This is a genomic window from uncultured Thioclava sp. (assembly GCF_913064665.1).
GTDB classification, from domain to species: Bacteria; Pseudomonadota; Alphaproteobacteria; order Rhodobacterales; family Rhodobacteraceae; genus Thioclava; species Thioclava arctica.
In genome coordinates this window covers 64,097-90,667 of sequence record NZ_CAJYBT010000002.1, presented here as the reverse complement: position 1 = coordinate 90,667, position 26,571 = coordinate 64,097, and the positions used below count along the sequence as shown (strand labels likewise).

At 62.0% G+C, this 26,571-nt stretch carries 21 protein-coding genes, 1 tRNA gene and 1 pseudogene; 15 read left to right on the top strand and 8 right to left on the bottom strand.

Annotated elements, in window-relative coordinates; translation table 11 throughout:
• Positions 1–20: 20 nt before the first annotated feature.
• The 6 genes from QZ571_RS01275 to speB are packed head-to-tail and all read left to right on the top strand — an operon-like array spanning position 21 to position 4,823.
• On the top strand, positions 21–836 hold the full coding sequence (locus QZ571_RS01275; RefSeq protein ID WP_295530494.1) for an ABC transporter permease: 816 nt from the start codon (positions 21–23) through the stop codon (positions 834–836).
• Positions 836–1,624 (top strand): ABC transporter ATP-binding protein, encoded by a 789-nt coding sequence (locus tag QZ571_RS01270; RefSeq protein ID WP_295530490.1) that lies wholly within the window; start codon positions 836–838, stop codon positions 1,622–1,624. Before QZ571_RS01275 ends, QZ571_RS01270 begins: the two co-directional genes overlap by 1 nt.
• A complete protein-coding gene (locus tag QZ571_RS01265) occupies positions 1,621–2,376 on the top strand; it encodes an SDR family NAD(P)-dependent oxidoreductase (protein WP_295530487.1) in 756 nt (251 codons plus the stop codon). Before QZ571_RS01270 ends, QZ571_RS01265 begins: the two co-directional genes overlap by 4 nt.
• Positions 2,370–3,077, top strand: coding sequence for an SDR family oxidoreductase (locus tag QZ571_RS01260; RefSeq protein WP_295530484.1), 708 nt, complete (start codon positions 2,370–2,372; stop codon positions 3,075–3,077). Before QZ571_RS01265 ends, QZ571_RS01260 begins: the two co-directional genes overlap by 7 nt.
• Before the next feature lie 11 nt (positions 3,078–3,088).
• On the top strand, positions 3,089–3,859 hold the full coding sequence (locus tag QZ571_RS01255) for a creatininase (RefSeq protein WP_295530481.1): 771 nt from the start codon (positions 3,089–3,091) through the stop codon (positions 3,857–3,859).
• Positions 3,860–3,869: 10 nt separating this feature from the next.
• Positions 3,870–4,823: an agmatinase gene (gene speB / locus QZ571_RS01250; protein ID WP_295530477.1), complete on the top strand. Its 954-nt coding sequence runs from the start codon at positions 3,870–3,872 to the stop codon at positions 4,821–4,823.
• A 191-nt stretch (positions 4,824–5,014) separates the two neighbouring features.
• Here speB and QZ571_RS01245 read toward each other — a convergent pair whose 3' ends face one another.
• The gene (locus tag QZ571_RS01245) at positions 5,015–5,536 is read right to left on the bottom strand and encodes a hypothetical protein (RefSeq protein ID WP_295530474.1); all 522 of its coding nucleotides are present in this window, start codon (positions 5,534–5,536) and stop codon (positions 5,015–5,017) included.
• A 295-nt stretch (positions 5,537–5,831) separates the two neighbouring features.
• Here QZ571_RS01245 and QZ571_RS01240 point away from each other — a divergent pair, with 295 nt between their 5' ends.
• On the top strand, positions 5,832–7,823 hold the full coding sequence (locus QZ571_RS01240) for an AsmA family protein (protein WP_295530471.1): 1,992 nt from the start codon (positions 5,832–5,834) through the stop codon (positions 7,821–7,823).
• A 337-nt stretch (positions 7,824–8,160) separates the two neighbouring features.
• Here QZ571_RS01240 and QZ571_RS01235 read toward each other — a convergent pair.
• A pseudogene (locus tag QZ571_RS01235) lies at positions 8,161–8,996 on the bottom strand (IS5 family transposase).
• Between the two features lie 229 nt (positions 8,997–9,225).
• Between QZ571_RS01235 and ggt the strand changes: the two are divergent.
• The 5 genes from ggt to QZ571_RS01210 all read left to right on the top strand — a co-directional run bounded on the left by ggt (position 9,226) and on the right by QZ571_RS01210 (position 16,263).
• Entirely contained in the window at positions 9,226–10,986 is a 1,761-nt protein-coding gene (gene ggt / locus QZ571_RS01230; protein ID WP_295530467.1) for a gamma-glutamyltransferase, read from the top strand.
• A gap of 253 nt (positions 10,987–11,239) precedes the next feature.
• Positions 11,240–13,111, top strand: a complete 1,872-nt coding sequence (locus QZ571_RS01225; protein ID WP_295530465.1) for a heavy metal translocating P-type ATPase — start codon at positions 11,240–11,242, stop codon at positions 13,109–13,111.
• Between the two features lie 201 nt (positions 13,112–13,312).
• Positions 13,313–14,290: a tripartite tricarboxylate transporter substrate binding protein gene (locus tag QZ571_RS01220; protein ID WP_295530462.1), complete on the top strand. Its 978-nt coding sequence runs from the start codon at positions 13,313–13,315 to the stop codon at positions 14,288–14,290.
• A gap of 3 nt (positions 14,291–14,293) precedes the next feature.
• Entirely contained in the window at positions 14,294–14,740 is a 447-nt protein-coding gene (locus tag QZ571_RS01215) for a tripartite tricarboxylate transporter TctB family protein (protein WP_295530458.1), read from the top strand.
• A complete protein-coding gene (locus tag QZ571_RS01210; RefSeq protein ID WP_295530455.1) occupies positions 14,737–16,263 on the top strand; it encodes a tripartite tricarboxylate transporter permease in 1,527 nt (508 codons plus the stop codon). The genes QZ571_RS01215 and QZ571_RS01210 overlap by 4 nt, the downstream gene beginning before the upstream one ends.
• Before the next feature lie 106 nt (positions 16,264–16,369).
• Here the strand turns inward: QZ571_RS01210 and QZ571_RS01205 are convergent.
• Together QZ571_RS01205 and recJ are read right to left on the bottom strand one after the other, a co-directional pair.
• Positions 16,370–16,444, bottom strand: a tRNA-Glu gene (locus QZ571_RS01205).
• A gap of 145 nt (positions 16,445–16,589) precedes the next feature.
• A complete protein-coding gene (recJ, locus tag QZ571_RS01200) occupies positions 16,590–18,332 on the bottom strand; it encodes a single-stranded-DNA-specific exonuclease RecJ (protein ID WP_295530452.1) in 1,743 nt (580 codons plus the stop codon).
• A gap of 262 nt (positions 18,333–18,594) precedes the next feature.
• Here recJ and QZ571_RS01195 point away from each other — a divergent pair, with 262 nt between their 5' ends.
• Genes QZ571_RS01195 through QZ571_RS01185 form a run of 3 tightly spaced genes read left to right on the top strand, consistent with a single transcriptional unit; the run spans position 18,595 to position 20,800 of the window.
• Positions 18,595–19,293 (top strand): TerB family tellurite resistance protein, encoded by a 699-nt coding sequence (locus QZ571_RS01195; protein WP_295530449.1) that lies wholly within the window; start codon positions 18,595–18,597, stop codon positions 19,291–19,293.
• Positions 19,293–20,321 carry an endonuclease/exonuclease/phosphatase family protein gene (locus QZ571_RS01190; RefSeq protein WP_295530446.1) on the top strand — a complete coding sequence of 343 codons (1,029 nt, stop codon included), beginning with the start codon at positions 19,293–19,295 and terminating at the stop codon, positions 20,319–20,321. Before QZ571_RS01195 ends, QZ571_RS01190 begins: the two co-directional genes overlap by 1 nt.
• Before the next feature lie 32 nt (positions 20,322–20,353).
• On the top strand, positions 20,354–20,800 hold the full coding sequence (locus tag QZ571_RS01185; protein ID WP_295530443.1) for an AAA+ family ATPase: 447 nt from the start codon (positions 20,354–20,356) through the stop codon (positions 20,798–20,800).
• Here QZ571_RS01185 and QZ571_RS01180 read toward each other — a convergent pair.
• The 4 genes from QZ571_RS01180 to QZ571_RS01165 are packed head-to-tail and all read right to left on the bottom strand — an operon-like array spanning position 20,797 to position 26,370.
• Positions 20,797–22,347: a Ppx/GppA family phosphatase gene (locus QZ571_RS01180; protein ID WP_295530440.1), complete on the bottom strand. Its 1,551-nt coding sequence runs from the start codon at positions 22,345–22,347 to the stop codon at positions 20,797–20,799. The genes QZ571_RS01185 and QZ571_RS01180 overlap by 4 nt on opposite strands.
• Positions 22,348–22,386: 39 nt before the next feature.
• Entirely contained in the window at positions 22,387–24,552 is a 2,166-nt protein-coding gene (locus QZ571_RS01175; protein ID WP_295530436.1) for an RNA degradosome polyphosphate kinase, read from the bottom strand.
• Positions 24,553–24,603: 51 nt separating this feature from the next.
• The gene (locus QZ571_RS01170) at positions 24,604–25,278 is read right to left on the bottom strand and encodes a DnaA/Hda family protein (protein ID WP_295530433.1); all 675 of its coding nucleotides are present in this window, start codon (positions 25,276–25,278) and stop codon (positions 24,604–24,606) included.
• A gap of 3 nt (positions 25,279–25,281) precedes the next feature.
• Positions 25,282–26,370 carry an AI-2E family transporter gene (locus QZ571_RS01165; protein WP_295530430.1) on the bottom strand — a complete coding sequence of 363 codons (1,089 nt, stop codon included), beginning with the start codon at positions 26,368–26,370 and terminating at the stop codon, positions 25,282–25,284.
• Positions 26,371–26,571: the final 201 nt, after the last annotated feature.

Here is a 26,571-nt window from a genome sequence, read left to right as displayed (position 1 = left end):
GGCCCTTGCGGGAGCCCATCATGCGGCAAAAGTTTCCAACCCGGCGCAAGCCCAAATTCTTACAGGTGCGCGTGCCGGTGTCATCGCGCCAAATGCTGATCTCGGCGATCGGGATTTGGGCCGGGTTCTTTGGCATCTGGATCCTCGCGACCAGCTTGCACTGGGTGAACCCGCTTCTGGTTCCGGCACCCGGCGATGTCCTGAGTGCGACTGTTCGCCTGTTCGCTAGCGGTTTTGGTAGCGATGTTCTGATCTCGATGATGCGCGTGCTGGTGTCGTTTACGCTGGCCTGCCTTGTGGCCATCCCGCTGGGGGTGGCGATGGGGGCCTTTCCGGCGGTCGATGCGATCTTTGCGCCGTTCGTTTCCGCCTGGCGCTATCTGCCCGCGCCCTCGTTCATCCCGATCCTGCTGATGTGGTTTGGCACCGGTGAGGCGCCGAAACTGGCGCTGCTGTTTCTGGGCGTGATCTTCTTTCTCATCACGCTGATCGCGGATCACACCAAAGAAATCCGCAAAGAGTTGATTGAAACGGCTCTTACGCTGGGGGCCGGGCGGTGGGCCACCGTCTTTGGCGTGATGCTGCCCGCCGTTGCCCCTAATATCCTGACGGCGATGCGCCAGATGTTGGCCGTGGTCTGGACCTATCTGGTGATCGCCGAGATCGTCGCCTCAACCACGGGTATCGGCGCGATGATGATGCGCGCACGTCGCTTTCTGCATACCGACGAAATCCTGTCGGGTATCATCGTGATCGGTGTCTTGGGGCTTATCTTCGACAAAGCCTTCGCGATCCTGCACCGCCGCCTCTTTCCCTATCTGCAAGAGGTGCGCTGATGTCTCAACCTTTGCTTCAGATTAATAACGTCTCGAAAACCTTCGCCTTGTCCAAAGGGCAGTCGCTGACGGCTGTCGATAATGTTTCGTTTGCGGTTGAGAAGGGCTCGATCTGTGTCCTTCTGGGGCCATCAGGTAGCGGCAAATCAACCATTCTGCGGATGATCGCGGGGCTTGAGACGCAAAGCAGCGGGACGATCGCGCTGAAGGGGGCCGAGATTGACGGCCCGGCGCGCGAGCGCGGGATGGTCTTTCAGGCCTACACGTCGTTTGACTGGATGTCGGTTGGCAAAAATGTCGAGTTCGGGATGAAGGTCAACGGCGTCCCGGTCAAAGAACGGCGCGAGCGTGCGGCCCATTTCATAGGTCTCGTCGGGCTGTCAAAGTTCATCGACACCTATCCGTCCCAGCTTTCGGGCGGGATGCGTCAGAGGGTGGCGATTGCGCGGACCTTGGCGAATGCGCCCGAAGTGTTGCTGATGGACGAACCGTTCGGCGCGCTGGATGCCGAAACGCGCTGGCAGATGCAGGAATTGATGATCGAGGTCGCCGAAGCCTCGGGAACGACGATGATCATCGTGACCCATGACATCGAAGAGGCGATTTTTCTGGCGGATAAAATCGTCTTTCTGTCCAGCCATCCGGGTCGGATCAAAGAAGACATCATCCCCGATTTCAAACCGGCAGAACGACTGCGCAGCAAGGAAGAGTTGCTGGAATGTCCGGGGTATATCGACATTGAACGCAAGATCATGCGGATGATGCGTGAAGAGGGGCAGCACGGATGACACTCTCATTCTCCGGACGCAGCGTTGTCATCACCGGCTCAAGCCGCGGGATCGGATTTGGCATCGCACAGGGCTTTGCGCAGGCGGGCGCGCAGCTACATCTGATTGCCGATGACGCCGCCATCCATGAGCGCGCGGCAGAACTGGGCGCGACATCGGCGCAGGCAGATATCTCTGACAAGGGACAGGTTGCCGAAGCGCTGGCTCCACTTGGTCGGATCGACGTGCTGATCAACAATGCCGGCTTGGAGCTGATGACGCCCATCAGTGACGGTTCTGACGCGGTCAGCGATGCGTTTCGCCGGGTGATCGACATCAATGTCACCGGGACGGCCTTGGTGACCGCCGCAGCCCTGCCGCACATGGGCGCGGGGGGCGCGATCGTGAATACGGCTTCAATCTGGGGTCGGGTCGCCGAGCCGGGCTTTGGTGCCTATGTCGCCTCGAAACACGCGATCATCGGGCTGACCAAGACCTGGGCGCGCGAATTGGGGCCGCGTGGCATTCGCGTCAACGCGGTCTGTCCCGGCTGGGTGCGCACCGAGGCCTCAATGCGTTCACTGGGCCGGATCGCAGCGGAGTCAGGGGAGGACGAGGCCGTGTTGTTGGATAGCATCGTTGCCGGGCAGGCTCTGCCGGGGCTGATGGAGCCACCCGATATGGCCCAGACCTATCTGTTTCTGGCCTCGGACTTGGCCAGCAATATCACGGGCCAATCTCTGGGCGTGGACCGAGGAGAAGTGCCGTGGTGAAACCGTTGCAAGGCAAACGCGCGTTGGTCACGGGGGCTGCCAGCGGGATCGGGCGGGCCATCGCCTTGGCGTTGCACGATGCCGGGGCCAAGGTGATCGGGCTTGATCTGGCTGCGTCCGAGGGCGACATCGCGATCCTGCCCTGTGATCTTGCCGACGAAGCGCAGATCAAGACCGCCATTGGCGAGGCGGCCCGGCGCTTGGGTGGCATCGACATTCTGATCAACAATGCGGGCATCTTCGAAGAGCGGTCCTTGGCCGATCTTAGTGCCGATCATATCGACCGAATGACCGCCATCAATCTGCGCGCGCCAATGCTGGTCGCGCGCGAGGTTTTGGCGCATCTCCCCGAAGGCGGGCGGATCATCAATATCGTATCGGAACTGGCCTATCTGGGGCGCGCGGGGGGCTCTGTCTATGCGGCCACCAAGGCGGCGATGCTGGGGGCCACCCGATCTTGGGCGCGCGAATTGGCGCCGCGCATTTTGGTAAATGCGGTCGCGCCGGGCCCCACCGATACACCGCTGCTGGATTTCGAAAACCTCAGCCCCGAGGGCAAGGCCTTGGAAACCAACAACCCCCTTGGCCGCATTGGCCGCCCCGAAGAAGTGGCCGCGGCGGTGGTCTTTCTGGCCGGGCCGGGAGCCACCCTATTTACCGGGCAATGCCTTGGCGCCAATGGCGGCGCGGCCATGACATAATGGATCAGAGTATGATAGATAGTGTATTTTACGCAGAGCTTCCTTGGCCCGATGTCGAGGCGCGCATTGCTGCCGGGGCGCCCGTTTTTCTACCCTTAGGCGCAACCGAGCAGCATGGTCGCCATATGGCGCTGAATGTCGATGTGGTGATCCCCACGGCGATTGCGGCACGCTCGGCGGCTGAGCTGGGCGGGCTGGTCTTGCCCACCGTTGCTTATGGCAATCGCTCGCAGCCCAAGACGGGCGGGGGGCCGGGCTTTCCCGGCACGCTCAATCTGAGTGCGCATACGTTTTCGCTGATCGTGCGCGATGTGATCTGCGAGTTGTTTCGCCAGAACGTGCGCAAGATCGTCACCGTGAATGGGCATTACGAAAATATCGGTCCGACGATTGAGGGGATCGAACTGGCGCTGGATGCGATCGGTCGCGACCGCGCTGCGGACCTTGTCATTTTGCGCGTCGATCATTGGGATATGGTGCGCCCCGAAACGCTGGATCGCATCTTCCCCAATGGCTATCCGGGGATCGAGCTGGAGCATGCCTCGGTGCTGGAAACATCGATGATGATGGCGCTGCGCCCCGAGTTGGTGGACCTGTCCAAGGCGCGCCATGACGGGCCCGCCGCCTTCCTGCCCTATGACCGCTTCCCCAAACCTTGCGCCGAGGTCCCACCCTCGGGCGTGCTGTCGCTGACCGAAGGGTCATCGGCCGAGAATGGCGAACTGTTGCTCGCCGATTGCGTGGCGGGCATCACAGCCGCTGCTGCGCGAGAATTCAACTGAGGACATACCCATGACGACCTTTCACCAGCCCGTTGACGCTGCAAAAGTTCCCCGCTTTGCGGGTCATTCGACCTTCATGCGCCTGCCTGCCGTGCCGACAGCAGAGGGGCTTGATATCGCGTTGGTTGGCATTCCGTGGGATGGTGGCACCACCAATCGGGCGGGCGCGCGTCACGGCCCTCGCGAGGTGCGCAATCAATCAAGCCTGATGCGCGCGGCGCATCATGCGTCGGGCATAGCGCCGTTCAGCATCGCCAATGTCGCCGATGTCGGAGATCTGCCGGTGAACCCGATTAACCTGCTTGATGGGTTGAATTTGATCGAGACGGGGATGGCGAAGATCGTGGCCAGCGGTGCGCTGCCGCTCTCGTGTGGCGGCGACCATTTGACGACGCTGCCGGTGTTGCGCGCCCTCGCCAAATCAGGGCCTGTCGGGCTGATCCATTTCGACGCGCATTCCGACACCAATGACAGCTATTTCGGCGACAACCCCTTTACCCACGGCACGCCCTTCCGGCGCGCCATCGAAGAAGGCCTGCTAGACCCGCATCGGATTGTGCAGATCGGCATCCGGGGATCGGTTTATGAACCGGGCGAGCATGATTGGGCCAAGGCTCAGGGCATCCGCATCATCTATATGGAAGAGTTCGTGCGTCGCGGCGTCGCCGAGGTGATGGCTGAGGCGCATACCATCGTGGGGGACGCCCCGACCTATATCACCTTCGATGTGGATTCGATTGATCCTTCGATGGCGCCGGGCACTGGCACTCCTGAAATCGGCGGGTTTACCACGCGCGAGGCGCAAGAGATGGTCCGGCTATTGGCCGGGGTGAACATAATCGGCGCTGATGTGGTCGAGGTCGCGCCTCCGTTCGATCTGGCGGGCATGACGGCGCTGGTCGGCGCGACTATGATGTTTGAGTTGCTTTGCGTGATGGCTGATTTGGTGGATCGTCGCCGCTAAGGTCAATCTTCCATTTGCGTTCGATACCGTAGCAAACGGCATCTCTGGGCAGTCATGTTTTCACCAACGAGAAATTGCGGTGAGACGGTTTATCATGGCGACGGCTAGGCGTTGTGGCTCAGCGGGTTTTGATGGTCACGGCGCTTGCTTCACAGGCAGCGTGCGGTGCGCCCGTCCAGAAAATTGCGAAATCAGATGGGACACTTGGGCATCGCAGCCGACGCCATGTCGCCATTGATCTTGTGCAGCGTTCCACCCGCAATGCGGATTGGATCGAAGGGCACAAAATCCTGCACCCCTGCTGAGACGCGCACGACATCATAACAGCCGGCATAGGCTTGGCGGGTGCCGGAATCCGAGAGGGTCTCGATCACCACGGGCACCGCGTAATGGGTCGTGCTCATTGCGGTGTCCGACGTCACGAAGCCCAACTTCAACCAGACATGCGCGGTATCGGAAAATCCATCGCGAAATTTCGCGTAATCCGCCGCAAGCGCGTTTGCGTCAAGCTCGGGCGTGCCGCGCAGTTTGTAGCTATAGGCGCGGGCATATTGCGACAGGTTGATGGCGTTGTAATAGGATTTGATCACATCAACCGCGCTGGAGCGATTGTCGGAGTAATCGGGGCGGGCAAAGGGCTGGGGCGCTGATTGCTGCGCGTTGGCGCAAGACAGACAGCTAAGCACGATCAGTCCGCCAAGAGCTATCCGCATGATGTTTCTACCCTTTTCGATCTGTCTGTGACGGGGGACGGGGTCTTGCGATTTTCGCCAGCCCCAAACCTACCCGCGTGAGGCTTTGGCAGCAATGCACGCAGCGCGCGCCTCACGCGGAAGTTGGTTTTTGCGCGGCGCGCCGCCAGAAATGCGGGGTCTTGGATGCCTGTCGCCACACTTGCCCCCGCAGCGCTTCCGTGGTGTTCTCAGCGCAATCCGTTTGTCCTTGCGCGCCCTGCACCCCTTTTCTTGCACATCGACCAGAGCCAAACGTCAAATCCCCGGAGGCCCCATGCGTTGGATCGTTCGCGCCATTGCTCTTATCTTGCTGCTTGCACTGACGGCCGGGGGGGCGCTGCTGCTGATCCCGTCGAAAAAGATCGCCCAGATTGCCGAGACCCAGTTTGAGGCCGCGACCGGGCGCAAAATGACTCTGACGGGCGCGGTTCATGCAACGCTATGGCCGCAGTTGGGGGTGCGCATGGGGCCGGTGGAAATCGCCAATGCGTCTTGGGCCAAGGACGGGCCGATGCTGTCTGCCAAAGAGGTCGAAATCGGGGTTGAGCCTGCGGTGCTGTTTGGCGGGGAGATCCGCGTCTCCAAGGTCAAGCTGCTGGCGCCCCGGATCCTGCTTGAGCGGCGCAGGGATGGCACGGGCAATTGGGAATTTACTCCCCCGGCCAAGCCCGCCAGCATCGAACCCGCCAGCACCGACCCCGCCGGGAAGAAGGTCCCGAGCACGGGCGGCGTGAGGCAGGCTTTCAGCTTGGATCAGGGTATCATTAGCGATGGGTCGCTGACGTGGATCGACCAAGCGACGGGCCAGCGCATCGCCCTGTCCAAGATCGACGCGACGCTGGAAATCCCGTCCTATACCGGCCCGGCTAATTTCAACCTCAAGGCCGAACTCAATGGCCAGCCGATGACCCTGACGGGCACGCTGGCGCAGTTTGCGGCGAGCTTGACGGGCAAGGCGGTGCCAGCGGATGTGACGGTTGGGATGGGGGCTTCAAACGTGGCCTTCAAGGGCAATCTGGGCACGTCGCCACTGGCTGCGCAGGGCAAACTGGTCGCTACTCTCAAAAATCCAGCGGCGCTGGCGGCCCTTGTTGGCCAGTCAATATCTGATCTGCCCCAAGGGTTGGGCCATGACAGTATCACCGCCAAGGGGGATGTGACGCTCTCGCCAAACGGAGCGCTAAACCTGACGGCAGGTCAGATTACGCTCGATAGCAATGCGATGCGCGTGGCGGGCGCTCTGACATTTCCCAAGGGCAAGCCCAAGATTACTGCGCAGATTGATGCGGATGCGCTGAACCTGTCCGCGCTGGCGGCATCAAACGGGGGCGGCGGAGGTGGAGGCACGGGCTCTGGCACCAAAGCGGCCAGCGGCTGGTCAACCGCGCCGATTGACCTGAGCGCCTTGCACATGGCGGACGCGCAGATCACGCTGAACGCACCTTCGATCGACCTTGGGGTAAGTAAGCTGGGCCAGACCCGCGCGCAGATCACGCTGGAGAATGGCCGCGCGGTGGCCGATCTGCGCCAAGTGTCGGCCTATGGCGGCGACATCTCGGGGCAGGTGGTGGCCAATGCGCGCGGCGGGCTGTCAGTGGCGGCTAATCTGGTGGCAAAAGGCGTTTCATTAGAGCCGTTTCTCAGCGATCTGGTCGATTACAAGCGCCTCGATTCCGCGGCCGATGTGACGGTAAAGCTGCTGGCCTCGGGCAATAGCGAGGCGGCGCTGGCGCGCTCGCTGTCGGGCTCGGGCAATTTCACGCTGGGAAAGGGCGCGTTGCAGGGGCTTGATCTGGTGGGCATGCTGCGCACGCTGAACCTGAACTATGTGGGCGAGGGGGCGAAGACGATTTTTGATCAGATCAGTGCCAGCTTCACCATTGATAAAGGGGTGCTGAGCAATGATGATCTAGCGCTCAAGGCACCGCTGCTAAGCGCGGCTGGCAAGGGGCAGGTGAATGTCGGCGCGCAGGCGCTGAATTACACGCTGACACCCACCGCGCTGAGTAAGGCTGATGGCAGCGGCGGCGTGCAGGTGCCGCTGACAATTACCGGGTCCTGGGCCAAGCCGAAATTCGGCCTCGATATGAATGCGATTACCGGCGACAAGGTCGATGCGGCCAAGAAAGACCTTGAAAACAGGGCTAAGTCCGAGGTTGCCAAGAAGCTTGGGATCACGCCTCAAGACGGCCAGAGTGCGCAAGACGCCGTGCGTCAAAGGCTGGAAGACGAGGCCAAGAAGGGGCTTTTGAAACTGCTCAAGTAGTGCGTTGCAGGCAGGGCCGGTTCAAGCCTGTCGTGCCCAGCCCACGCATCATTCTAGACGTTTTGGCGTGAAAGGCAGGCACGGGCCGCGCAGTGTTTTGGATGGGTATGCGAGGGGGCGGTTGCGTTGGTGCCCAGTCAAAGGCCGGAGCTGGATCCGCGTCTTCTGCGCCATCTTGAAGCGACCGAAGCCGTCTTGCGGCAGGGGTATCCGAAAGTGGGCAGCTTCTTGCCGCTGGCACAAATTGCCAGTGTCGTCGCCCGTATTTTACTGTCGGTCTTTCTTTATATTGGCGCGATGGGCTTGGTCGGTCAGCTAGGGTCTGGCTCATTGAGGTTCAAAGCCAGTAGATGACGGTTGCCGCGAGGGCGATGGCCGAGAGGAAGACTTTTGGGCATCTGTCGTATCGGGTTGCGACGCGCCGCCAGTCCTTGAGCCGACCGAACATGATCTTGATGCGGTTGCGTCGTTTGTAGCGGCGCTTGTCGTATTTCACGGGCGTCTTGCGTTGCTTTCGGCCAGGGATACAGGCGCGTATCCCTTTGTTTTCCAACGCTTCTTTGAACAAATCGGCGTCATAGCCGCGATCTCCGAGTAACCAATCCACGTTTGGCAGGCTGCTGAGCAATGCCCGCGCTTCGATATAATCACTGACCCGCTGCCCGGCAGGCGATGCAAGCATCGCCGAGAGGGGGCCCTGCGGTCACGAACAGGTTGAGCGGGCGCCCCTGGCTGTCACAGATGGCATGCAGTTTTGTCCCTCTCGGGCCATTGCTGCGCAATGCCCTGCCGGGCAGTGGTTCATCCCGCCCTTGGTTCGGCCAATCAGACGGCCACGCCCCCCTTTTTCACGCCCATACTGGTCGCTGTTCGGTGGGCCTTGAGGTAGGTCGCGTCAATCATGACGGTCTTCTCCTCGCGGTGCTCCACTGCGAGGCCGGCCATGATCCGGGCAAAAACGCCCTTTTCACTCCATCGCTTCCAGCGGTTATATGGCGTCTTGTGCGGTCCGTATTCCGCAGGCGCATCTCGCCAACGTAACCCATTGCGATTGATGAAGATAATTCCACTCTATACTCTGCGGTCATCGACCCGTGGCTTGCCATGGGACTTGGGGAAGCAGGGCTCAAGACGCGCCAGCTGCGCATCGCTCAACCAGAAAAGATCAGACACGGCACCGCTCCGTTTGCGGCGTCGTGAATCACGCAGCGAGCCTGAAATCAATGGGTCCAGACCCTAGAGGATTGCGAAATCTTTGGGTTCAAAATTGTGGGCGAGGGGGGCGACGCATGAACGGGCTTGCGGCGTTGGTCCATGATCTGGGCGCATAGGCGGCTGTTCAAGCCCGCGATCCGCTCTATCTGATTGGCGCAAGACTGAACGCCATCAAGGAGCCTTGCCCATGCGCCGCGCTGTCGCCCTTTTCTCCGCCTGTCTTCTGCTTGCATCTCCGGCCTTTGCCGACACCCAAGGCAGTGCCGCCTCGGCCTTGCCCGATCTCGGCGTGGTCGGGGCGAGCCGCGCCAAGATGGCGGCCGCTCAACCGGTGACGGCCAAACATGCGATGGTGGTCACGGCGCAGCATCTGGCCACCGATATTGGCGTCGATATCCTGCAGGGCGGGGGAAATGCGGTGGATGCGGCGGTCGCGGTGGGCTACGCGCTGGCGGTGGTGCATCCGTGTTGCGGCAATCTTGGCGGGGGCGGCTTCATGACCGTTCATCTGGCCGATGGCCAAAACCTGTTTCTCGATTTTCGCGAAAAGGCGCCGTTGGCGGCGACGGCGGATATGTTTCTGGATGCACAGGGCAATGCCGACCCCAAGCTGAGCCGGGATTCGTGGCTCGCAACGGGCGTGCCGGGCACCGTGATGGGGATGGAAGAGGCGCTGGCTAAATATGGCACGATGACGCGCGCGCAGGTGATGGCCCCGGCGATCAAGCTGGCGCGCGACGGGTTTGTGCTCAACGCGGCGGATGTGAAACTCATGGAGCTGCGCACCAAGCTATTTGCCAGCCAGCCCAATGTCGCGAAAACCTTCCTGCATCCCGATGGCACGCCCTACGCTGCGGGCGAGCGGCTTAAGCAGCCCGAGCTTGCCAAAACGCTGGAGCTGATCTCAGACCAAGGGCGCAAGGCGTTTTACGACGGCCCGATTGCGAAGGCGATCGTGGCCGCCAGTCAGGCGGGGGGCGGGCTGTTCACGATGCAGGATTTCGCCCAATACACCGCCCCCTGGAGCGCACCTGTCAGCTGTGACTATCGCGGCTATCAGGTCGTTTCGGCCCCGCCGCCCAGTTCTGGCGGCACCACGGTATGTGAGATCATGCAGATCATCAAACCCTATCCTTTTGCGAAATGGGGCTATGCCTCTGGCGAGGTCACCCATGCGCTGGTTGAGGCCGAGAGGCGTGCTTTTGCGGATCGCAACACCTATCTGGGCGACCCGGCCTTCGTGAAAAACCCGGTTGAAACGCTGATCTCGCCCGAACATGCCGCCGGCCTGCGCGCCACGATCCAGCCAGATCGCGCCACGCCGTCCTCGCAGGTTAAAGGCAGTCTGGGGGCGAATGAGGGGCAGCACACGACGCATTATTCCATCGTGGACGCCAAGGGCAATGCGGTGGCCGTGACCTACACGCTCAACTTCTTTTTCGGGAGCGGCAAGATCGCGGGCGATACCGGGTTTTTCCTTAACAATGAGATGGATGATTTCACCGCCAAACCGGGTGTGCCCAACGCCTTCGGTCTGGTGCAGGGCAAGACGAATGCGGTCGCGCCCGGTAAGCGCCCGCTGAGTTCAATGACGCCCACGATTGTGCTCAAGGATGGCAAGCTGTTCATGGTGACTGGCAGCCCCGGCGGCTCGACCATCATCTCGACTGTGCTGGAAAGCATCCTGAACGTGGTCGATTTCGGGATGAACATGCAGCAGGCTGTCGATGCGCCGCGTGTCCATCATCAGTGGTTGCCCGATCTGGTTTCTGTCGAGCCCGGCTATCTGACGCGCAAGACGCAATCCGCGCTTGAGACGATGGGCTATACATTCAAAGAGCGCGCGCCTTGGGGCGCGGATGAGGCGATCTTGGCCAATCCCGCGACCGGGCTGCTGGAGGGGGCCAATGACAACCGTCGACCCTCTGGTCTGGCGAAAGGGTATTAAACGCGCGGCGGGAACATCGCTGTTCAAAGCTTTGGCCCGGCTGCAGAATTTCGGCGCGATGTCCAAAAATGCGGTGTCTGCAAGGGCGCGATTGAATTCGCGCTGGCTCTTGCCGGGGGCAGGTATTTCTGAGGGCTAAAGACAGGCCGATCTTTCTTGCGCGACAGAAACAGGGCGGATGACATATGAAAGACCTGTCATATGATGTCAGTGCTGGCTTAACCTTCCCAAGAAAGCCCGAAAAAGGAAGCCCATGAAGAAACCGGTTCAGTTGCAAGACCGTCTGAAAACGGTCCTGTTGGTCATCGCGGCTCTCGGGCTGTTCGCGGGTTTGGGGGTCATGTTTGCGGGCAAACCCGATCTGGCGACGCTGATTTGGTGGGGCGCTGTCGTGCCTGTGCTGATCGGCCTTGTGGTCGAGATCGCGCAGTCTTTGGCCAAGGGCGAGGTTGGGCTCGATATTGTGGCCGCGCTGTCGATGTCTGCAGCGCTGCTGTTTGGCGAGGAACTGGCGGCCGCGGTGGTGGCGCTGATGTATTCCGGGGGCACGTACCTCGAAAGCTTTGCCGAAGGCCGGGCCCGCCGCGAGATGAGCGATCTTCTCGCGCGCGTGCCACGCAGCGCCACGCGACACCGCGAAGGCGCGCTGGACGACGTTCCTCTGGACGAGATCGTGCCGGATGACCTGTTGCTGATCCGGCAGGGCGACGCGGTGCCTGTCGATGGCACGCTTGCGACAGAGTGGGCGATGCTGGACCAGTCCGCGCTGACGGGCGAGTCGATGCCGGTGCGGATGCAGCGCGGGCAAGAGATCATGAGTGGGGCCACCAATGCGGGCGATGCGTTTGATCTGCGGGTCACGCGGCGGGCGGCAGATAGCACCTATGCCGGGATTGTCCGGCTGGTTGAGGCCGCGCAAGCCTCAAAGGCTCCGATGGCACGTCTGGCGGATCGCTATTCGCTGCTGTTCCTGATCGTCACCGTGGTGCTGGCGACGGCGGCGTGGTGGATGACGGGCGATCCGATCCGTGCGGTCGCCGTTCTGGTGGTCGCAACGCCTTGCCCGCTGATCCTTGCGGTTCCGGTGGCACTTGTCGCGGGGCTGTCGCGGGCGGCGCATTTCGGCGTGTTGATCAAAGGGGCCAAGCCGCTTGAGGCGCTGGCGCGGATCAAGACGCTGATCCTTGATAAGACGGGAACACTGACCGACGGGCGCCCGCAAATCGTGTCCATCGAGGCGTCGGGGGAGCTGTCTGAAGACGAAGTTTTGTATTTCGCAGCCGCGCTCGATCAGGCCTCGAAACATCCGATCGCGCAGGCAATCGTTGCTGCGGCCCATGCGCGCGGGACAGAACTGCCGATCCCGCAAAACGTGCTTGAGACACCAGGCGAAGGCGTGGCCGGAACCGTTGACGGGCGTGCGGTTGTGGTGGGTGGCGCTGCGTTTGTCGCCACGCAGACCGGAGCCCCGGCGCTGGAGCGCACGATTATCGAGGCGGGGTCGGTGGTCGTGTCGCTGGCGGTTGACGGCAAAGCGGTGGGGCATCTGGTGATGGCGGATGCGTTGCGCGCAGGCACGGGGGATCTGCTGGCGGGGCTGCGCGCGCTCGGGATCGGGCGCATCTTGCTGGCCACCGGTGATCGCCAAGCGGTGGCCGCGGCGGTGACCAAGGGGCTTGGGCTGGAGGGCGTGCGCGCCGAGCTGACCCCGGACCAAAAAGTCTTGCTGGTGCTAAGCGAGCGCAAGAACGGCCCGGTCATGATGGTCGGCGATGGCGTGAACGACGCGCCCGCTTTGGCCGCCGCCGATATTGGCGTTGCAATGGGCGCGCGTGGGACTGCGGCCTCGGCGGAGGCGGCGGATATCGTCTTGCTGGTTGACCATCTCGACCGCCTGTTGGCGGGGGTCGAGATTGCGCAGCGCGCGCGCCAGATTGCGCTGCAAAGTGTCGTGGTCGGGATCGGGCTTTCGGTACTGGGCATGACCGCGGCGGCGTTTGGCTATCTGACGCCGGTTGAAGGTGCGCTCTTGCAAGAACTGATCGATGTCGCCGTCATCTTGAACGCCTTGCGCGCGCTCAGGATCGTGCCCAACCGATCCGGGCAGAGCGCCCAAGGCCAATAGGTTTGCGTTGGCCTTATGGGGCTGCTCTCAAGTGGGGTGAAGGCGTCGATCAAGCTCTGCGCATGACGATCCGACCACGGTCAGGCCTGCGCGCGGCGATTTCGCGCGTTGAATTGCGCGACCCTTGCCAAGGGGGAGTGTTTCCGCAATCTTGCGCGATGACAGTGCTTTGATGCACGACACATCCGGGGGAAGACAGCCATGACCATCACGCGCCGCGCGGCTTTTATGGGGGCGGCCGCCCTTACGCTTTGCAAGCCTGCTTTCGCACAAGCCGCATGGCCCACCAAGCCGCTGCGCACCTTCGTGGGCTTTCCTGCGGGCTCTTCGCCGGACTTGTTGGCGCGGATCGTGACGGACCCTCTCGCCACCGCTTTGGGCCAGCCGATCGTGATCGAGAATAAACCCGGCGCGGGCGGTGTGATCGGTATTCAGCAGATGCTGAACGCCAAGGACAAGGACTACACGTTTGGTACCACGATCAACGGGCCAATGACGACCGCGCCGCGTCTGATGCCGAATCTGGGCTATGACGTCGCGACCGACATCATGCCCATCGTGCTGGTCGCCACTTCGCCGCTGGTGCTGGTCGTGGCGGCGGATTTCCCGGCCAACGATCTGGCGGGTTTCATCGCCGCTGCGGGCAAAGAGCCAGAAGCGCTTAGCTATGGCTCGGTCGGCAAGGGATCTGGCGCGCATCTGACGGCTGAGCTGTTCTCGGACCGTGCGGGCGTCGAGATGCTGCACGTGCCCTTTACCTCGTATGCTCCGGTCACCACCGCGATCATCGGTCATGAGATCGACGCCGGTTTCATGGCCCCCTCGGCGGCGATGCAATATGTCAAGGCGGGCACGCTGAAGATCCTCGGGATCACCTCGCAAAAGCCCTTTGCCCAAGCCCCCGGTGTGCCGGTGATGGCCGGGCAGGCCGGGCTGCCTGCCGATTTTCGGGCGGAATTGTGGAACGCTTTCATTGCCCCCACCGGAACCGATCCGGCGATCATCAAAACGCTCAACACCGATATCAACACGATCCTCGCGGATGGGGCGGTGCAAAAGCGTCTTGAGGATATGGGCTGGCAGGCGGCGGGGGGCACGCCCGAGGATCTGCAACAGCGGATTGCGCAAGACACCAAGATCTGGGGGGCCGTGCTGGACCGGATCGACGCGAAAAACTGATCGATGAAGCACGATATCCACGATCTGGCGAGCGGCATTCTTCTTGCCGCGATTGGCCTGTTTGTCGCCCTCTATGCTGCTGGCCATTACGATATCGGCTCGCTGCGCCGGATGGGGCCGGGGTTCTTTCCGGCGATTCTGGGCGGCGTACTGGCGGTGCTGGGGCTGATGATCGCGCTGCCCGCTTGGGCGCGCGCAGGCCATCGCGGGCGCATCGCGTGGAAAGAGGCCGGTGCCGTTCTCGCCGCGATCCTTGTTTTCGCGGCAGGGCTGGAACCTGTGGGGCTGGTGCCGGTGACGCTGGCGAGCGTTCTTATCGCCTCGATCGCCGCGCCTGATCGTCGGGTCGGCTGGCGGCTGGCTTTGGCGCTGGGCATCACCGTGCTGTCGGTCGTGGTGTTTCATTTCGGACTAAAAATGACGGTCCCGCTTTGGCCGGGGCAAGCATGAGCGGCTGGGACGGCTTTCTGCATGGCTTGAGCGTTGCGCTGCAACCGGGCGTGCTGATCTATTGCGTGCTGGGCGTGGTGCTGGGCACGTTCGTGGGCGTCTTGCCGGGGATCGGTGCGATGGCCACGATCTCGCTTTTGCTGCCGATCACCTACTACCTCAGCCCGGAGGCGGCGCTGATCATGCTGGCGGGGGTCTATTACGGCTCGCAATATGGTGGCGCGGTGGCCTCGATCTTGCTGCGCCTGCCGGGCACGCCGCAATCGGCGGTGACCACGCTGGATGGCTATCCGCTGGCGCAGCAGGGGCGCGCGGGTGTTGCGCTGTTCACCTCGATGATCTCAAGTTTTCTGGGCTCGTTCTTTGGTATCTTCGTGCTGATCTTGTTGTCGGGCGTCTTGTCGCGCGCGGCCACGGCCTTTGGCGCGGCGGATTATGCCGCGATGATGCTGCTGGGGCTGGTTGCCGCCTCAACCATCGGTGCCAAGCACCCGGCCAAAGGCTTTGCGATGGTGGTGCTGGGGCTGATTTTGGGCTGCGTTGGCACCGATGTGAACTCGGGCGAGCAGCGATTCACCTTTGGGCAGACCGAGCTGATGGACGGTGTGAACCTTGTGGCGCTGGCGATGGGGCTGTTTGGCGTGGCTGAGGTGATTGCCAATATCCACGTCGCCGAACGCACCGGCGTGCCGCGCCGCATTGCGCTGCGCGAGTTGCTGCCCAGCCGGGCCGAGCTGCGCCGCATTCCCTTTCCGGCGCTGCGCGGCGCAAGCCTAGGCAGCTTCTTCGGCGCCCTTCCGGGCACCGGCTCGACGATCTCGTCGTTTCTCGCCTATGCCGCCGAGCGCCGCATCTCACGCCACCCCGAGCGGTTCGGCAATGGAGCGATCGAGGGCGTTGCAGGCCCCGAAGCCGCCAATAACGCCGCTGCGATCAGCGCCTTTGTCCCAACACTCACGCTGGGCATTCCGGGCGATCCGATCATGGCACTGATGCTGGGCGCGCTGGTCATTCACGGCGTGCAACCCGGTCCCCTGATGCTGGCAGAGCGCCCCGACATGTTCTGGGGGCTGATCGCGAGCTTCGGGATCGGCAACCTGCTGTTGTTGGTGCTGAACTTGCCGCTGATCGGCATCTGGGTGTCGATGCTGCGCATCCCGTTTCGCTGGCTCTATCCGGCGATTCTGATTTTTGTCTGCCTCGGCGTCTATTCGGTGCGCGGATCAAGCTTTGACATCTTCGCGGTCGCGCTGATTGGGGCCATCGGCTACGCGCTGTCGCTGGCGCGGTTCAACCCGGCGCTGCTATTGCTTGGCTTCGTGCTGGGGCCGCTGATCGAGACCAATCTGCGCCGCGCCCTTCTGATCTCGCGCGGCGATCCGATGGTGTTCCTGCACCGCCCCATCGCGGCCGCTTTCGTGCTGGCCACGGCTGCCCTATTGGCGATGTCGCTCCTGCAAGCCATCCGGCGCAAATCGCGCGGGCCAGATCGGGTCGCGTCGGTCAATGGCGAGGCCGAGTAGGCGCCACAAGTCTCGGGAATCAAACAAAGCCCACAACGTAGCAAGTCGTGGACCAATCCTGACGCGTTCGCGCAGGGCCTTAATTTCATGGAATTTATCAGAAAAGTGGCAGCCCGTAGGGGAATCGAACCCCTCTTTCCAGGTTGAAAACCTGGCGTCCTAACCGATAGACGAACGGGCCACTTACGACGATCAAGCGCTTGGCTTGTCAGCGTGGGCGGTGTTTAGGCCAGAGCTTGGTGACTCGCAAGGGGGTTTTTGATGTTTTTGCGAAACTTTCGCATCGAGATCGAATCCGCGCCGAATGCGGTGTGAAAACAGCGGCTTCAGGCGCGCGCTGCATCTTCAAGACGCAGCTGCACCTTGTTGCGCCCGCCCCAGGAATTGATCTCAAGACGACCAGCCAGATGAAAGCGCTGTGCGCCGCGTTCGCTGAGCGCGGGGCCAAGCGGGCCGTCGAACGCGCCAAAGTTTATCGCCTCGATTCGTGCGCCCATCCCATCGCCAAACATGAAACGCAGATGGCTTTCGCCGATCGGACGTGGCGAAACGATTTCCATATTGGAAAAGGCAAATCGCGGGGCGGGCGCGCCTTGGCCGAAGGGGCCGGCGCGGTCGATATCCTCGATCAGTTGCGGGGTTGCGGCGCCGGGCATCAACAGCCCATCAAGTCGCAAATCGCGCGGGCCCTGCGTGCCAGCCCCTTGCTTGGCCAGCAATTCGGACAGGCGCGCCATCGCGGCCTCCAGTTTGCCCTCTTCAACAGTCAGCCCGGCGGCCATGCGATGCCCACCGCCCTTGAGCAGTAACCCTTCGGCGGCGACGCGTTGAATGGCCGCGCCAATATCGACGCCATTGATCGAGCGCGCCGAGCCTTTGCCGATACCGTCCTCCAGCCCGATCACCACGGCGGGGCGGTTGCTGGCCTCTTTGAGCCGCGCGGCCACGATGCCGACCACGCCGGGATGCCAGCCTTCACCCGCCGCCCAAACGAGCGGCCCGTCCAACCCGCGTTGCTCGGCCTGAACCAGCGCCGAGGCGCGCACCGCGTTCTCGACCTCGCGACGTTCCGAGTTGAGCACATCAAGCCGCTCTGCCAGTGCCAGCGCTTCGTTGGGATCATCCGTGGCCAAAAGCCGCGCGCCCAAATCGGCGGCACCGATCCGTCCGCCCGCATTGATCCGCGGCCCCAGCACGAAGCCCAGCGAATAGGCGCTTGGCGCGCGATCCAGCCGGGCGACATCACACAGCGCCACAAGGCCGGGGCGTTCGCGCCGCGCCATAACTTTGAGCCCTTGGCGCACCAGCGCGCGGTTGCAGCCCTGCAGTGGCGCGACATCGGCCACCGTCGCCAGCGCCACCAAATCAAGCAGCGCCATCAGGGGCGGGCCCTGCACATCCTGCGCACGCAATTGGCGATTGGCCTCAACCAGCATCAAGAACACCACCGAGGCAGCACAAAGATGCCCCAGATCGCCGGTTTCATCGAGCCGATTGGGGTTCACGCAGGCCAGCGCGTCGGGCAGGGTCTCGCCGCCTAAGTGGTGGTCGAGAATGATCACATCGGCGGGTTTGGCGGCCGCAACCGGGCCGTGGCTGAGCGTGCCGCAATCGACGCAGACGATCAGCGAATGATCGCGCGCCAAGGCCTCCATCGCGGGCTCGTTGGGGCCATAGCCCTCGTCAATCCGGTCGGGAATATACAGCGTCGCTTGGCGGCCCATGCCGCGTAACCAATGGATCAAAAGCGCCGCCGACGAACCGCCATCCACGTCGTAATCAGCAAAAATGGCAATGTTTTCATGCGCATTTATCGCTGCGAGAAACCGCGTCGCGGCGCGCTCCATATCCTTGAGGCTGCGCGGATCGGGTAGCAGGTCGCGCAGGGTCGGCTCAAGGAACCCCTCGGCCTCCTGCGGGCTGACGCCACGCGCCACAAGGATGCGTGCAAGCGGCAGCGGCAGGCGGGTGGTTTGCGCCATCGCCTCGGCAAGGCGGTCGGTCTCGGGGGTGGGACCAACCCAACGCCGCCCGCTCAATGAATGATCAACGGAGAGAAAACTGCTCATGCAGTGTTCATAGCCAAATGAAGGCGTCCCCGCCAGAGGGCGCAGAGTGCGGCTTGGCATGCGAAAGGCGCGGGCATGACGGCATCTCCGCGCGCCATAAATTTCCATTTTTCGATGTTTTGAGACACTCGGGCATCGTAATCTATCCCAGAGCGTCCTTTTATCGACATTACAGCGTTGTAATCCGGCTGCGTATTTGAACGGGTGCAAATCCGAAACGCGCAGGGTAAACTTTGCTGCGCAGAGTCAGATCTGGGATGGTATGGATAAACCACTTTCACTTTGGTCGCGTATCGCGCAAGCCTTGTCCGCCCTTGGGCGGGGTGAGGGGCTTTCGAGTGTCTTTGACAACCTGCGCGAACCGCCAGAACGCTCGGTTGCCTTCACCATCGCGGTGATTGCGCTGGGGGCCAAGATGGCCAAGGCCGATGGGCAGGTCACCCGCGATGAGGTCGCCGCGTTCCGGCGCATCTTTCAGATTCCGGCGGGCGAAGAGGTCAACGCGGCGCGCGTCTTTGACATGGCGCGCACCGATGTGGCGGGCTTTGACGCCTATGCGCGCAAGATCGCGCGGATGTTCGGGCCCGGCGCGGATGTGCTTAAAGATGTGCTCGAGGGGCTGTTCTTTATTGCGATGGCCGATGGCGATTACCACGAGGGCGAGGATGCGTTCTTGCACGAAGTCGCGCGGATTTTCGGGCTGGAAGAGTGCTGTTTTCGCGCGATGAAGGCCGCTTTCGTGCCCGATTCCGCGCCTGATCCGTGGTCGGTACTGGAAGTGGCGCCCGGCACGCCGATTGCCGAGGTGCGCAAGATTTGGAGCGCCAAGGTGCGCGAGGCCCATCCCGATCGCGCGATTGCCCGTGGCCTGCCGCCCGAGGCTGTGCAACTGGCCGAACAACGCTTGATTGCACTCAATGCCGCGTGGGAAGAAATCCGCGATTCTACGGCGCATCCCTGATGCGGGTGGCCACCTGGAATATCGAGTGGTTCACCAACCTGTTCGACCGCAACGGTCATTTGTTGGAGGATGGCGAATGGTCGGCGCGCTATAGTGTGACGCGTGCCGAGCAGATCGGGGCGATTGGCATCGTGCTGAGCGCTTTGCAGGCCGATGTGCTGCTCATCGTCGAGGCACCTGACGACAATCGCCGCCACAAGACGGTCGCGATGCTTGAAGAGTTCGCGGCGAAATTCGAGCTGCGCCAGCGCAAGGCGCTGATCGGGTTTTCCAATGAGACGCAGCAGGAAGTTGCGTTGCTCTATGACCCGGATGTGGTGCGCGCACGCCATGACCCGGGGCAAAGCGAGGCTTGGCCGCGCTTTGATGGTGTGCTGAAAATCGACCTCGATATTGATGCGCAAATGGACACGGTGACCTTTTCCAAGCCGCCACTTGAGGTGAGATTGGAAGCAATTGCAGGTCGCGTGATTCATCTGATCGGGGTGCATATCAAATCCAAGGGGCCCCATGGTGTGACCAGCCGCGAGGCCGCGATCCGGATCGGCATCGAGAACCGGCGAAAGCAGTTGGCGCAATCGATTTGGCTGCGCGGTCGCATCGAAGAGCATCTGCGCGCGGGCGATAGCCTTGTTGTGCTGGGCGATTTCAACGACGGTCCGGGGCTGGATGAATATGAAAAGCTGTTTGGACGCTCGGGCGTGGAAATCGTGGCGGGCGAGGGCGGGCCGGAGGCGTGGCGCTTGCACGACCCGCATGCGCGCCTGAGTGCCGCCCATCAAACCTCTGCCGCGCCCAGTTCTGCGCGTTTCTATCTGGTTGAGCAGAAACAGTATTTCTCGGCGATGCTGGATTTCGTGATGCTCTCGCCTGATCTGGTGGCGCAGGCGTCAGCGTGGCGCATTTGGCACCCGTTTGACGACCCGGCAATCTATCGCGTGCCCGAATTGCGCGAGGCGTTGCTGCAAGCTTCGGATCATTTTCCCGTCTCGGTCGATTTGCAGTTCGGCCCTGTCGAAGAGGCGTGATTTTTGTCGTTTCTCGGCGTAGGCTGGGAGGTATGAAAGCATTTACGGTTCCCATTTTGATGGCCTGTCTTGCCGCGTGCCCAGCGCAGGCGCAGACGCCCGAAAGCGATGCCGATCGCGGATTTTCGCTGCTTGAGCAGGGCGCGCAACTGCTGTTTCGCGGCATCATTGATCAGATGCGTCCCGAATTGGAAGACATGCAAAAAGGGCTGGGCGATGCGGCTGAGAAATTTGGCCCGAAGCTGCGTCAATTCATGGCGTTGATTGACGATGTGAAAAACTACGAAGCCCCCGAGCGGCTGGACAATGGCGATATCCTGTTGCGCCGCCGTGCCGATGCGCCGCCACCACCGCCACTTCTGACCGAGCCGCCCGAGGCCCCGATTCCGGACACGCCAAAGCCGAAAATGCCGCGTCCGGGTCGGCCAAATTTGCCGCCGGGCCACCCGCCAATTCCCAATGACGGGATCGAGCTTTAGGACACTTTCGCCTCGGCCTTGAGCGCGCTGGCAAGCGAGCGGAACCGCGCCTCGGCGACCTCGCCAAACAGCGCCTTGCCGCGTTTGGTTAGCTTGAGCTCCAACACGCCAGCCTTGGACGAATAAGACAACTCACCCGCATCGGCCGGGCTGTGCGTGGCAAACATCGCGCCAAACCGCATCGCTTTGCCCAGCACCTCTGCCTCTTGCAGACGTTCCTCAGAGAGCAGGCCAAACAGCGGTTCAAGCTGCGAGCCGGAGCGCGAGTTTTTGTAGCGGTGCAACAGCGCAAGGCCCAGAAACACCCGCTCGGTATGCGACATCGCCGAGTAATTCGCGCGCGTGACGTTTTCAAAACAGGCCTCGGCGCGGTAATCCGGATGGGTGCGCCATGTGGTGTCGTGCAGCAGGCAGGCGGCACGCACGAGGCGGAATTTCTCGGGTGGCAGCGGGCCAAAGATCGGCTCGATAAAGGCATGCAGTTTCTTGCCAAAACCGGGCATGCGCGACATCAGGCGTTCGGTGTGGCGACAGGCCTCGACCAGCGGATCGCGCCGCCGCAACCGTTCGGGCATCTGCTCATACAGCAGGCCCTCGCGGATTCCGTAAGCCGAGACGTCAATCTCGCGGGGCTGGAACTGTTCGATCAATTCGCCCAGCACCTGACTGGCCAGCGGCACAAGCTCCATCCGCGCCGAGGAGGTGCCGGTTTTCGCGCGCAGCTTGTCCATGTCGGACTTGGCGATCCAGTCGATCGTTTCGCGCAGATCATCGGGGCTCATGCGGTATTCGTGAAGCACCAAAAGCGGATATCCGCGCCGCTCCATATCGAGTCGGGCAATCGCGCGCCACGATCCGCCCACCAGATAAATCCGGTCGTGATTGGTGCCAACTTGGGCGGCCAGATCGGCAATCGTGTCGCGGATATGCGCCGCGAGCGCCTTTTTGCCGCCTTCGACCATCTGCAAGCGAAAGGGACCAAGCTGCGAGGTGGCGCGTCGCCAGACCTTGCCGTTCTTGATCTCTGCCAGCTCCATCGAGTTGCCGCCGATATCGCAGACCAACCCCTCGGCCTCGGGCCAGCCCAAAAGCACGCCCTGCGCGGAAAGCCGCGCCTCTTCGATACCGTCGATCACATGCAGCTTGAGGCCGGTTTCGCGCTCGATCTCGGCGTGAAATTCGGGGCCATCCTCGGCGTCGCGCATGGCGGCGGTGGCGACGCAGGTCAGCGGGCCGATCTCCATCCCCTCGGCGAGCGCGGCAAAGCGTTTGAGCGCGGCCAAGCCCCGCACCCGCCCGTCAGCGCTCAACTTGCCGGTTTCGGCCAGACCTTGGCCCAGACCCGCCATCACCTTTTCATTGAAGAAATAGGCCGGGCTGCGCGCGGCCCCGTCAAAGACCACCATCCGGATCGAGTTCGAGCCGATATCGACAACACCGACGCGGCTGAGCGCACGCACCGAGGGGTCGTCGAAAAGCGGCTGGCCAAACGGGTCCCAATCATCATTGCCTTGGGTGGTCGGCTGCGCACTATTTTTGGATTTCATCGGCCCGTCCGGTTGAGTCGTCTTATGCGCACGCTAGGGCTAGTCGAAGCTATGAGCAAGTTTTGGAACGTCGCTTGCCCCTGCGGAACCCCGCCCCGAGAGTGAGGGGAATTCCATGAAGAAGCGGTGGCACGAGAACAGCTTTTCGCGATCTTCGGGCAGGTGGCGGATGAATTTGCCATCGGGCTGCAAGATCCAGCTTTGCGCCTCATCGGCCATATTCGCGGCCATGATCTGGCTGACGATCTGGGCTTTGACGGTGGGGTTTTTCGCCTCGACCAGCGTTTCGACGCGCCGGTTGAGGTTGCGCCCCATCCAATCGGCCGAGGAAAAGAACACCCGCGCCTGATCCGAGGGCAGGCCGTGGCCATTGCCAAAACACACGATGCGGGAATGTTCCAAGAACCGCCCGACGATGGATTTCACCCGGATATTTTCCGACAATCCCTTGATGCCAGGGCGAATGCCGCAAATGCCGCGCACCACGAGCGAGATTTTCACTCCCGCCTGCGAGGCGGCATAGAGCGCGTCGATCACCTCGGAATCGATCACCGAGTTCATCTTGGCCCAGATCGAGGCTGGCTTGCCCGCCTTGGCAAATGCGCTTTCGCGCGCGATCATCTCCAGCAGGCGCGGTTTCAGCGAAATCGGCGAGATCGCAAGGTTTTCAAGCCCTTCGGGCTGCACATAGCCCGACAGGTAGTTGAACACTTTGGTCGCATCGCGCCCCAGCGCAGCGTCGCAGGTGAAAAAGCTGAGATCGGTGTAAATCTTGGCGGTGATCGGGTGATAATTGCCGGTGCCGTAATGGGTATAGGTCACCAGATTCTCACCCTCGCGGCGCACCACGGTGCTGATCTTGGCGTGGGTTTTGTAGTTCATGAAGCCATAAACAACATGCGCCCCCGAGCGTTCCAACCGACGCGACTGGCGGATATTGGCGGCCTCGTCAAAGCGCGCTTTCAGCTCGACCAGCGCGGTGACGGATTTGCCCGCCTCGGCCGCCTCACAGAGCGAGGACACGATCGGGCTGTCTTTCGAGGTGCGATAAAGCGTCTGTTTGATCGCCAAGACATTAGGATCATTGGCCGCCTGATCGAGAAAGCGCACCACCAGATCGAAGGTTTCATAGGGGTGGTGCAGCAAAATATCCTTTTGCTTGATCGCGGCGAACATGTCGCCCTCGTGGTCTTGCACGCGCTCGGGCACGCGGGGCGTGAAGGGCGGCCAAAGCAGGTCGGTGCGGTTGTTGAGCACCAGTTCCTTGACATCGGCGATGCCCACAAGGCCCTTTTCGGCGACCACCTCATCGGGATCGACATGCAATTCGCGCATCACCAGCGCTTGCAGATCGGCGGGCGCGCCGGCGGAAACCGACATCCGAATGACCTGACCGCGCCGACGCCGCTTGAGCGCGGTTTCAAATTCGCGCACCAGATCTTCGGCCTCGTCTTCAACCTCAAGATCGCTGTCGCGCAGCACCCGGAAGCTGCACGAACCAACGTCGCGATAGCCCGGAAACAGCGATCCAAGGTGGATCATCAGCAACTGTTCAAGCGGCAAGAACCGCGCCTCGCCGGGCAGGCGCACGAAACGGTCGATCTGCTGAGGGATCGGCAGCAGCGCCTGCAGGCGGCGTTTGTCGGTGTCGCGCTCCAATTCCAGCGCAAGACAGAAGCCGGTATTGGGGATGAACGGGAACGGGTGGGCCGGGTCGATCGCCAAGGGCGAGAGCACCGGGAACACCTTGTTGAGAAAATGCTCGGAGAGATAGTTCAGATCGGCGCGGGTCAACCGAGAGCGCGACACAACGGTGATCCCTTCGCGCTCCATCTCGCGCTTTAGCGCGGACCACGTCGTTTGCTGCGTGTCCATCAGCTTGCGCGCGTCGGCGTTGATCCGGTCCAGCTGCTCGGCCGGGGTCAGCCCATCATCTGAGGGGTTGATATTGCCCTCGCGCACCAGCTCCATCAGGCCAGCGACGCGCACTGAATAGAACTCATCCAGGTTGGTTGCCGAGATCGACAGGAACCGCACCCGTTCCAGCAGCGGCACACGCGGGTTGCGGGCCTCTTCGAGCACGCGCCAGTTGAAGGCCAACCAGCTCAGTTCACGGTTAAAGAACCGACCCGGCCCCAAGATTTCCTCTTCGGGCAGGGTGACGGGCGCAGGGAACGGGGTCTTGAGGAAATCGGCTTGGGTCATGTCCGCGCTTATCGTTAGGGTTTGTAAAGGCGCTGTGACAGTGTGCGCAGCTTAGTCCAGACTGTCCAGCACCTGCGCCGCTAAAGGGCGCGTAATGGCGCGTTTTTCGGCCAGTGCGCGGGCATCAAGCGCGACAACCAGACGGCGCGCGGTCGAGAGCGAGCGATCCATGCGCGTCACCAGCCACTCGATGAGCATGGGCGTGACGCTGAGTTGGCGGTCGCCAAACAGTTTGACCAGAACGGCGGCCAGCAGCGCGTCATCGGGGGGCGTGATGCGCACGGTGGCGCAGGCCTGCATCCGGCTGATCAGATCGGGCAGGCTTAGCCCCCAATCGCGCGGCGGGGTGCGTGCGGTGATCAACAGCTTGCCCCCTTCGGCCTGCATCAGATTGTGCAGATGAAACAGCGCTTTCTCGCACGTCGGGTTGTTGCGGAGGTCATCGCCATCCTCAACCACAGCCGCGCCCTGGGCGGAGAGACGCGGGGCGTCGGCATCGCTCAGATCGGCGGCACGGATGGTTTGCGCGCCCTGTTCCTGCGCCCAGATCGCGGCGAGATGCGTTTTTCCCGCCCCCTCTGGCCCGATCAAGATCATCCGCCCGTTTGGCCAGCTCGCTGGCGCATCAAGCGTGCTGAGCGCCAGCGCATTCGCCGGGGCGATAAAGAAATCCTCTCGCCCCTGCGCCGAGCGGATTGGCAGGGGAAAGATCAACTGCTCGGCCATATGTCAGCTCTCGTTGTCCTCAGGGTCGCAGGGCAGGATTTGCCCGACTACGCCGCCATACAGCGCCCCATGCAGATATTGATTGATCAGGAACCTTGCAACCACCCCGATCACCGCTGCCACCGGCACCGCGACCAACATCCCGACAAAGCCAAACAGCGTGCCAAAGGCCGACAGGGCAAACAGCAACCACAGCGGATGCAACCCAACGGAATCGCCGACCAGCTTGGGGGTGATGATATTGCCCTCCATGAACTGGCCAAAGGCAAAGATCCCCGCAATGATCCCGATCTGGAGCCAATCGCCCCAAAACTGAAACAGCGCCAAGCCGATCGCCAGAGTGCCCCCGATGATCGCGCCGATATAGGGAATGAAGGTCAGCGCACCCGCGACCGCGCCCACCAATAGCCCAAGTTGCAGCCCCGCCAGCATCAAGGCGATCGCATAGAACGTGCCCAGAATCAGACAGACCGTGACCTGTCCGCGCACGAAACCCGACAGCACCCGATCAATATTATGTGCGATTTCGCGGATGGTGGGGGCGTGATCGCGCGGCAGCCAACTATCGACCTTGGCCACGATCCGGTCCCAGTCCAGCAGCATGTAAAACGCCACGACCGGCACCACGACGATGAAGATCACCAGATTCACAACCGTCATCGCCGAACTCAGCAGCGTGCTCGCCAATTGACCGCCCTGCGCCTTGATCGCGTCACCCACTGCGGTGAGCGTGTCACTGACCACCGAATTTTGCACCAGATTGGGGAAGCGATCGGTCAAAAAGGCCTGGAACGATGCCAGCAAGTCCGGAGCGAGCGCGATCAACTGCCCTAACTGGCGCACCAGCATGGGCAGGACCGCGAGCGACAACACGACAAAGGCCAGCACCCCAACCAGTGCGATCAGGATGGTCGAGACCGCCCGGCTGAGCCCCAGCCGTTCAAGCCAGTCGGCAAGCGGGTCCAGAAAATAGGCAATGGCGCCGCCCATGATGAAGGGCAAGATCACATCCCCAAGGCGCCACAATGCAAGAACCAGCACCACAGCGGCGAGGGTCCAATAGATCATTTGCTGTCGAACGGGCAGGGCCATCGGGGCTCCTTTTCAAAGCGGTCGTCTTAACGTGGCGGATAATCGGGGGAAATCAAGCACTGCCTGCTTGGATCAGACCCAAACGGGGCGCAAGGGCGCTGTTGTTTCGCAAGGGGCTTGTGCGTAACCGCCATCTTGCCCACGCCCCCCATTTCCTCTAGGCCATTTGCCAACAGATCACCCAACGCCCAAAGGACCGCA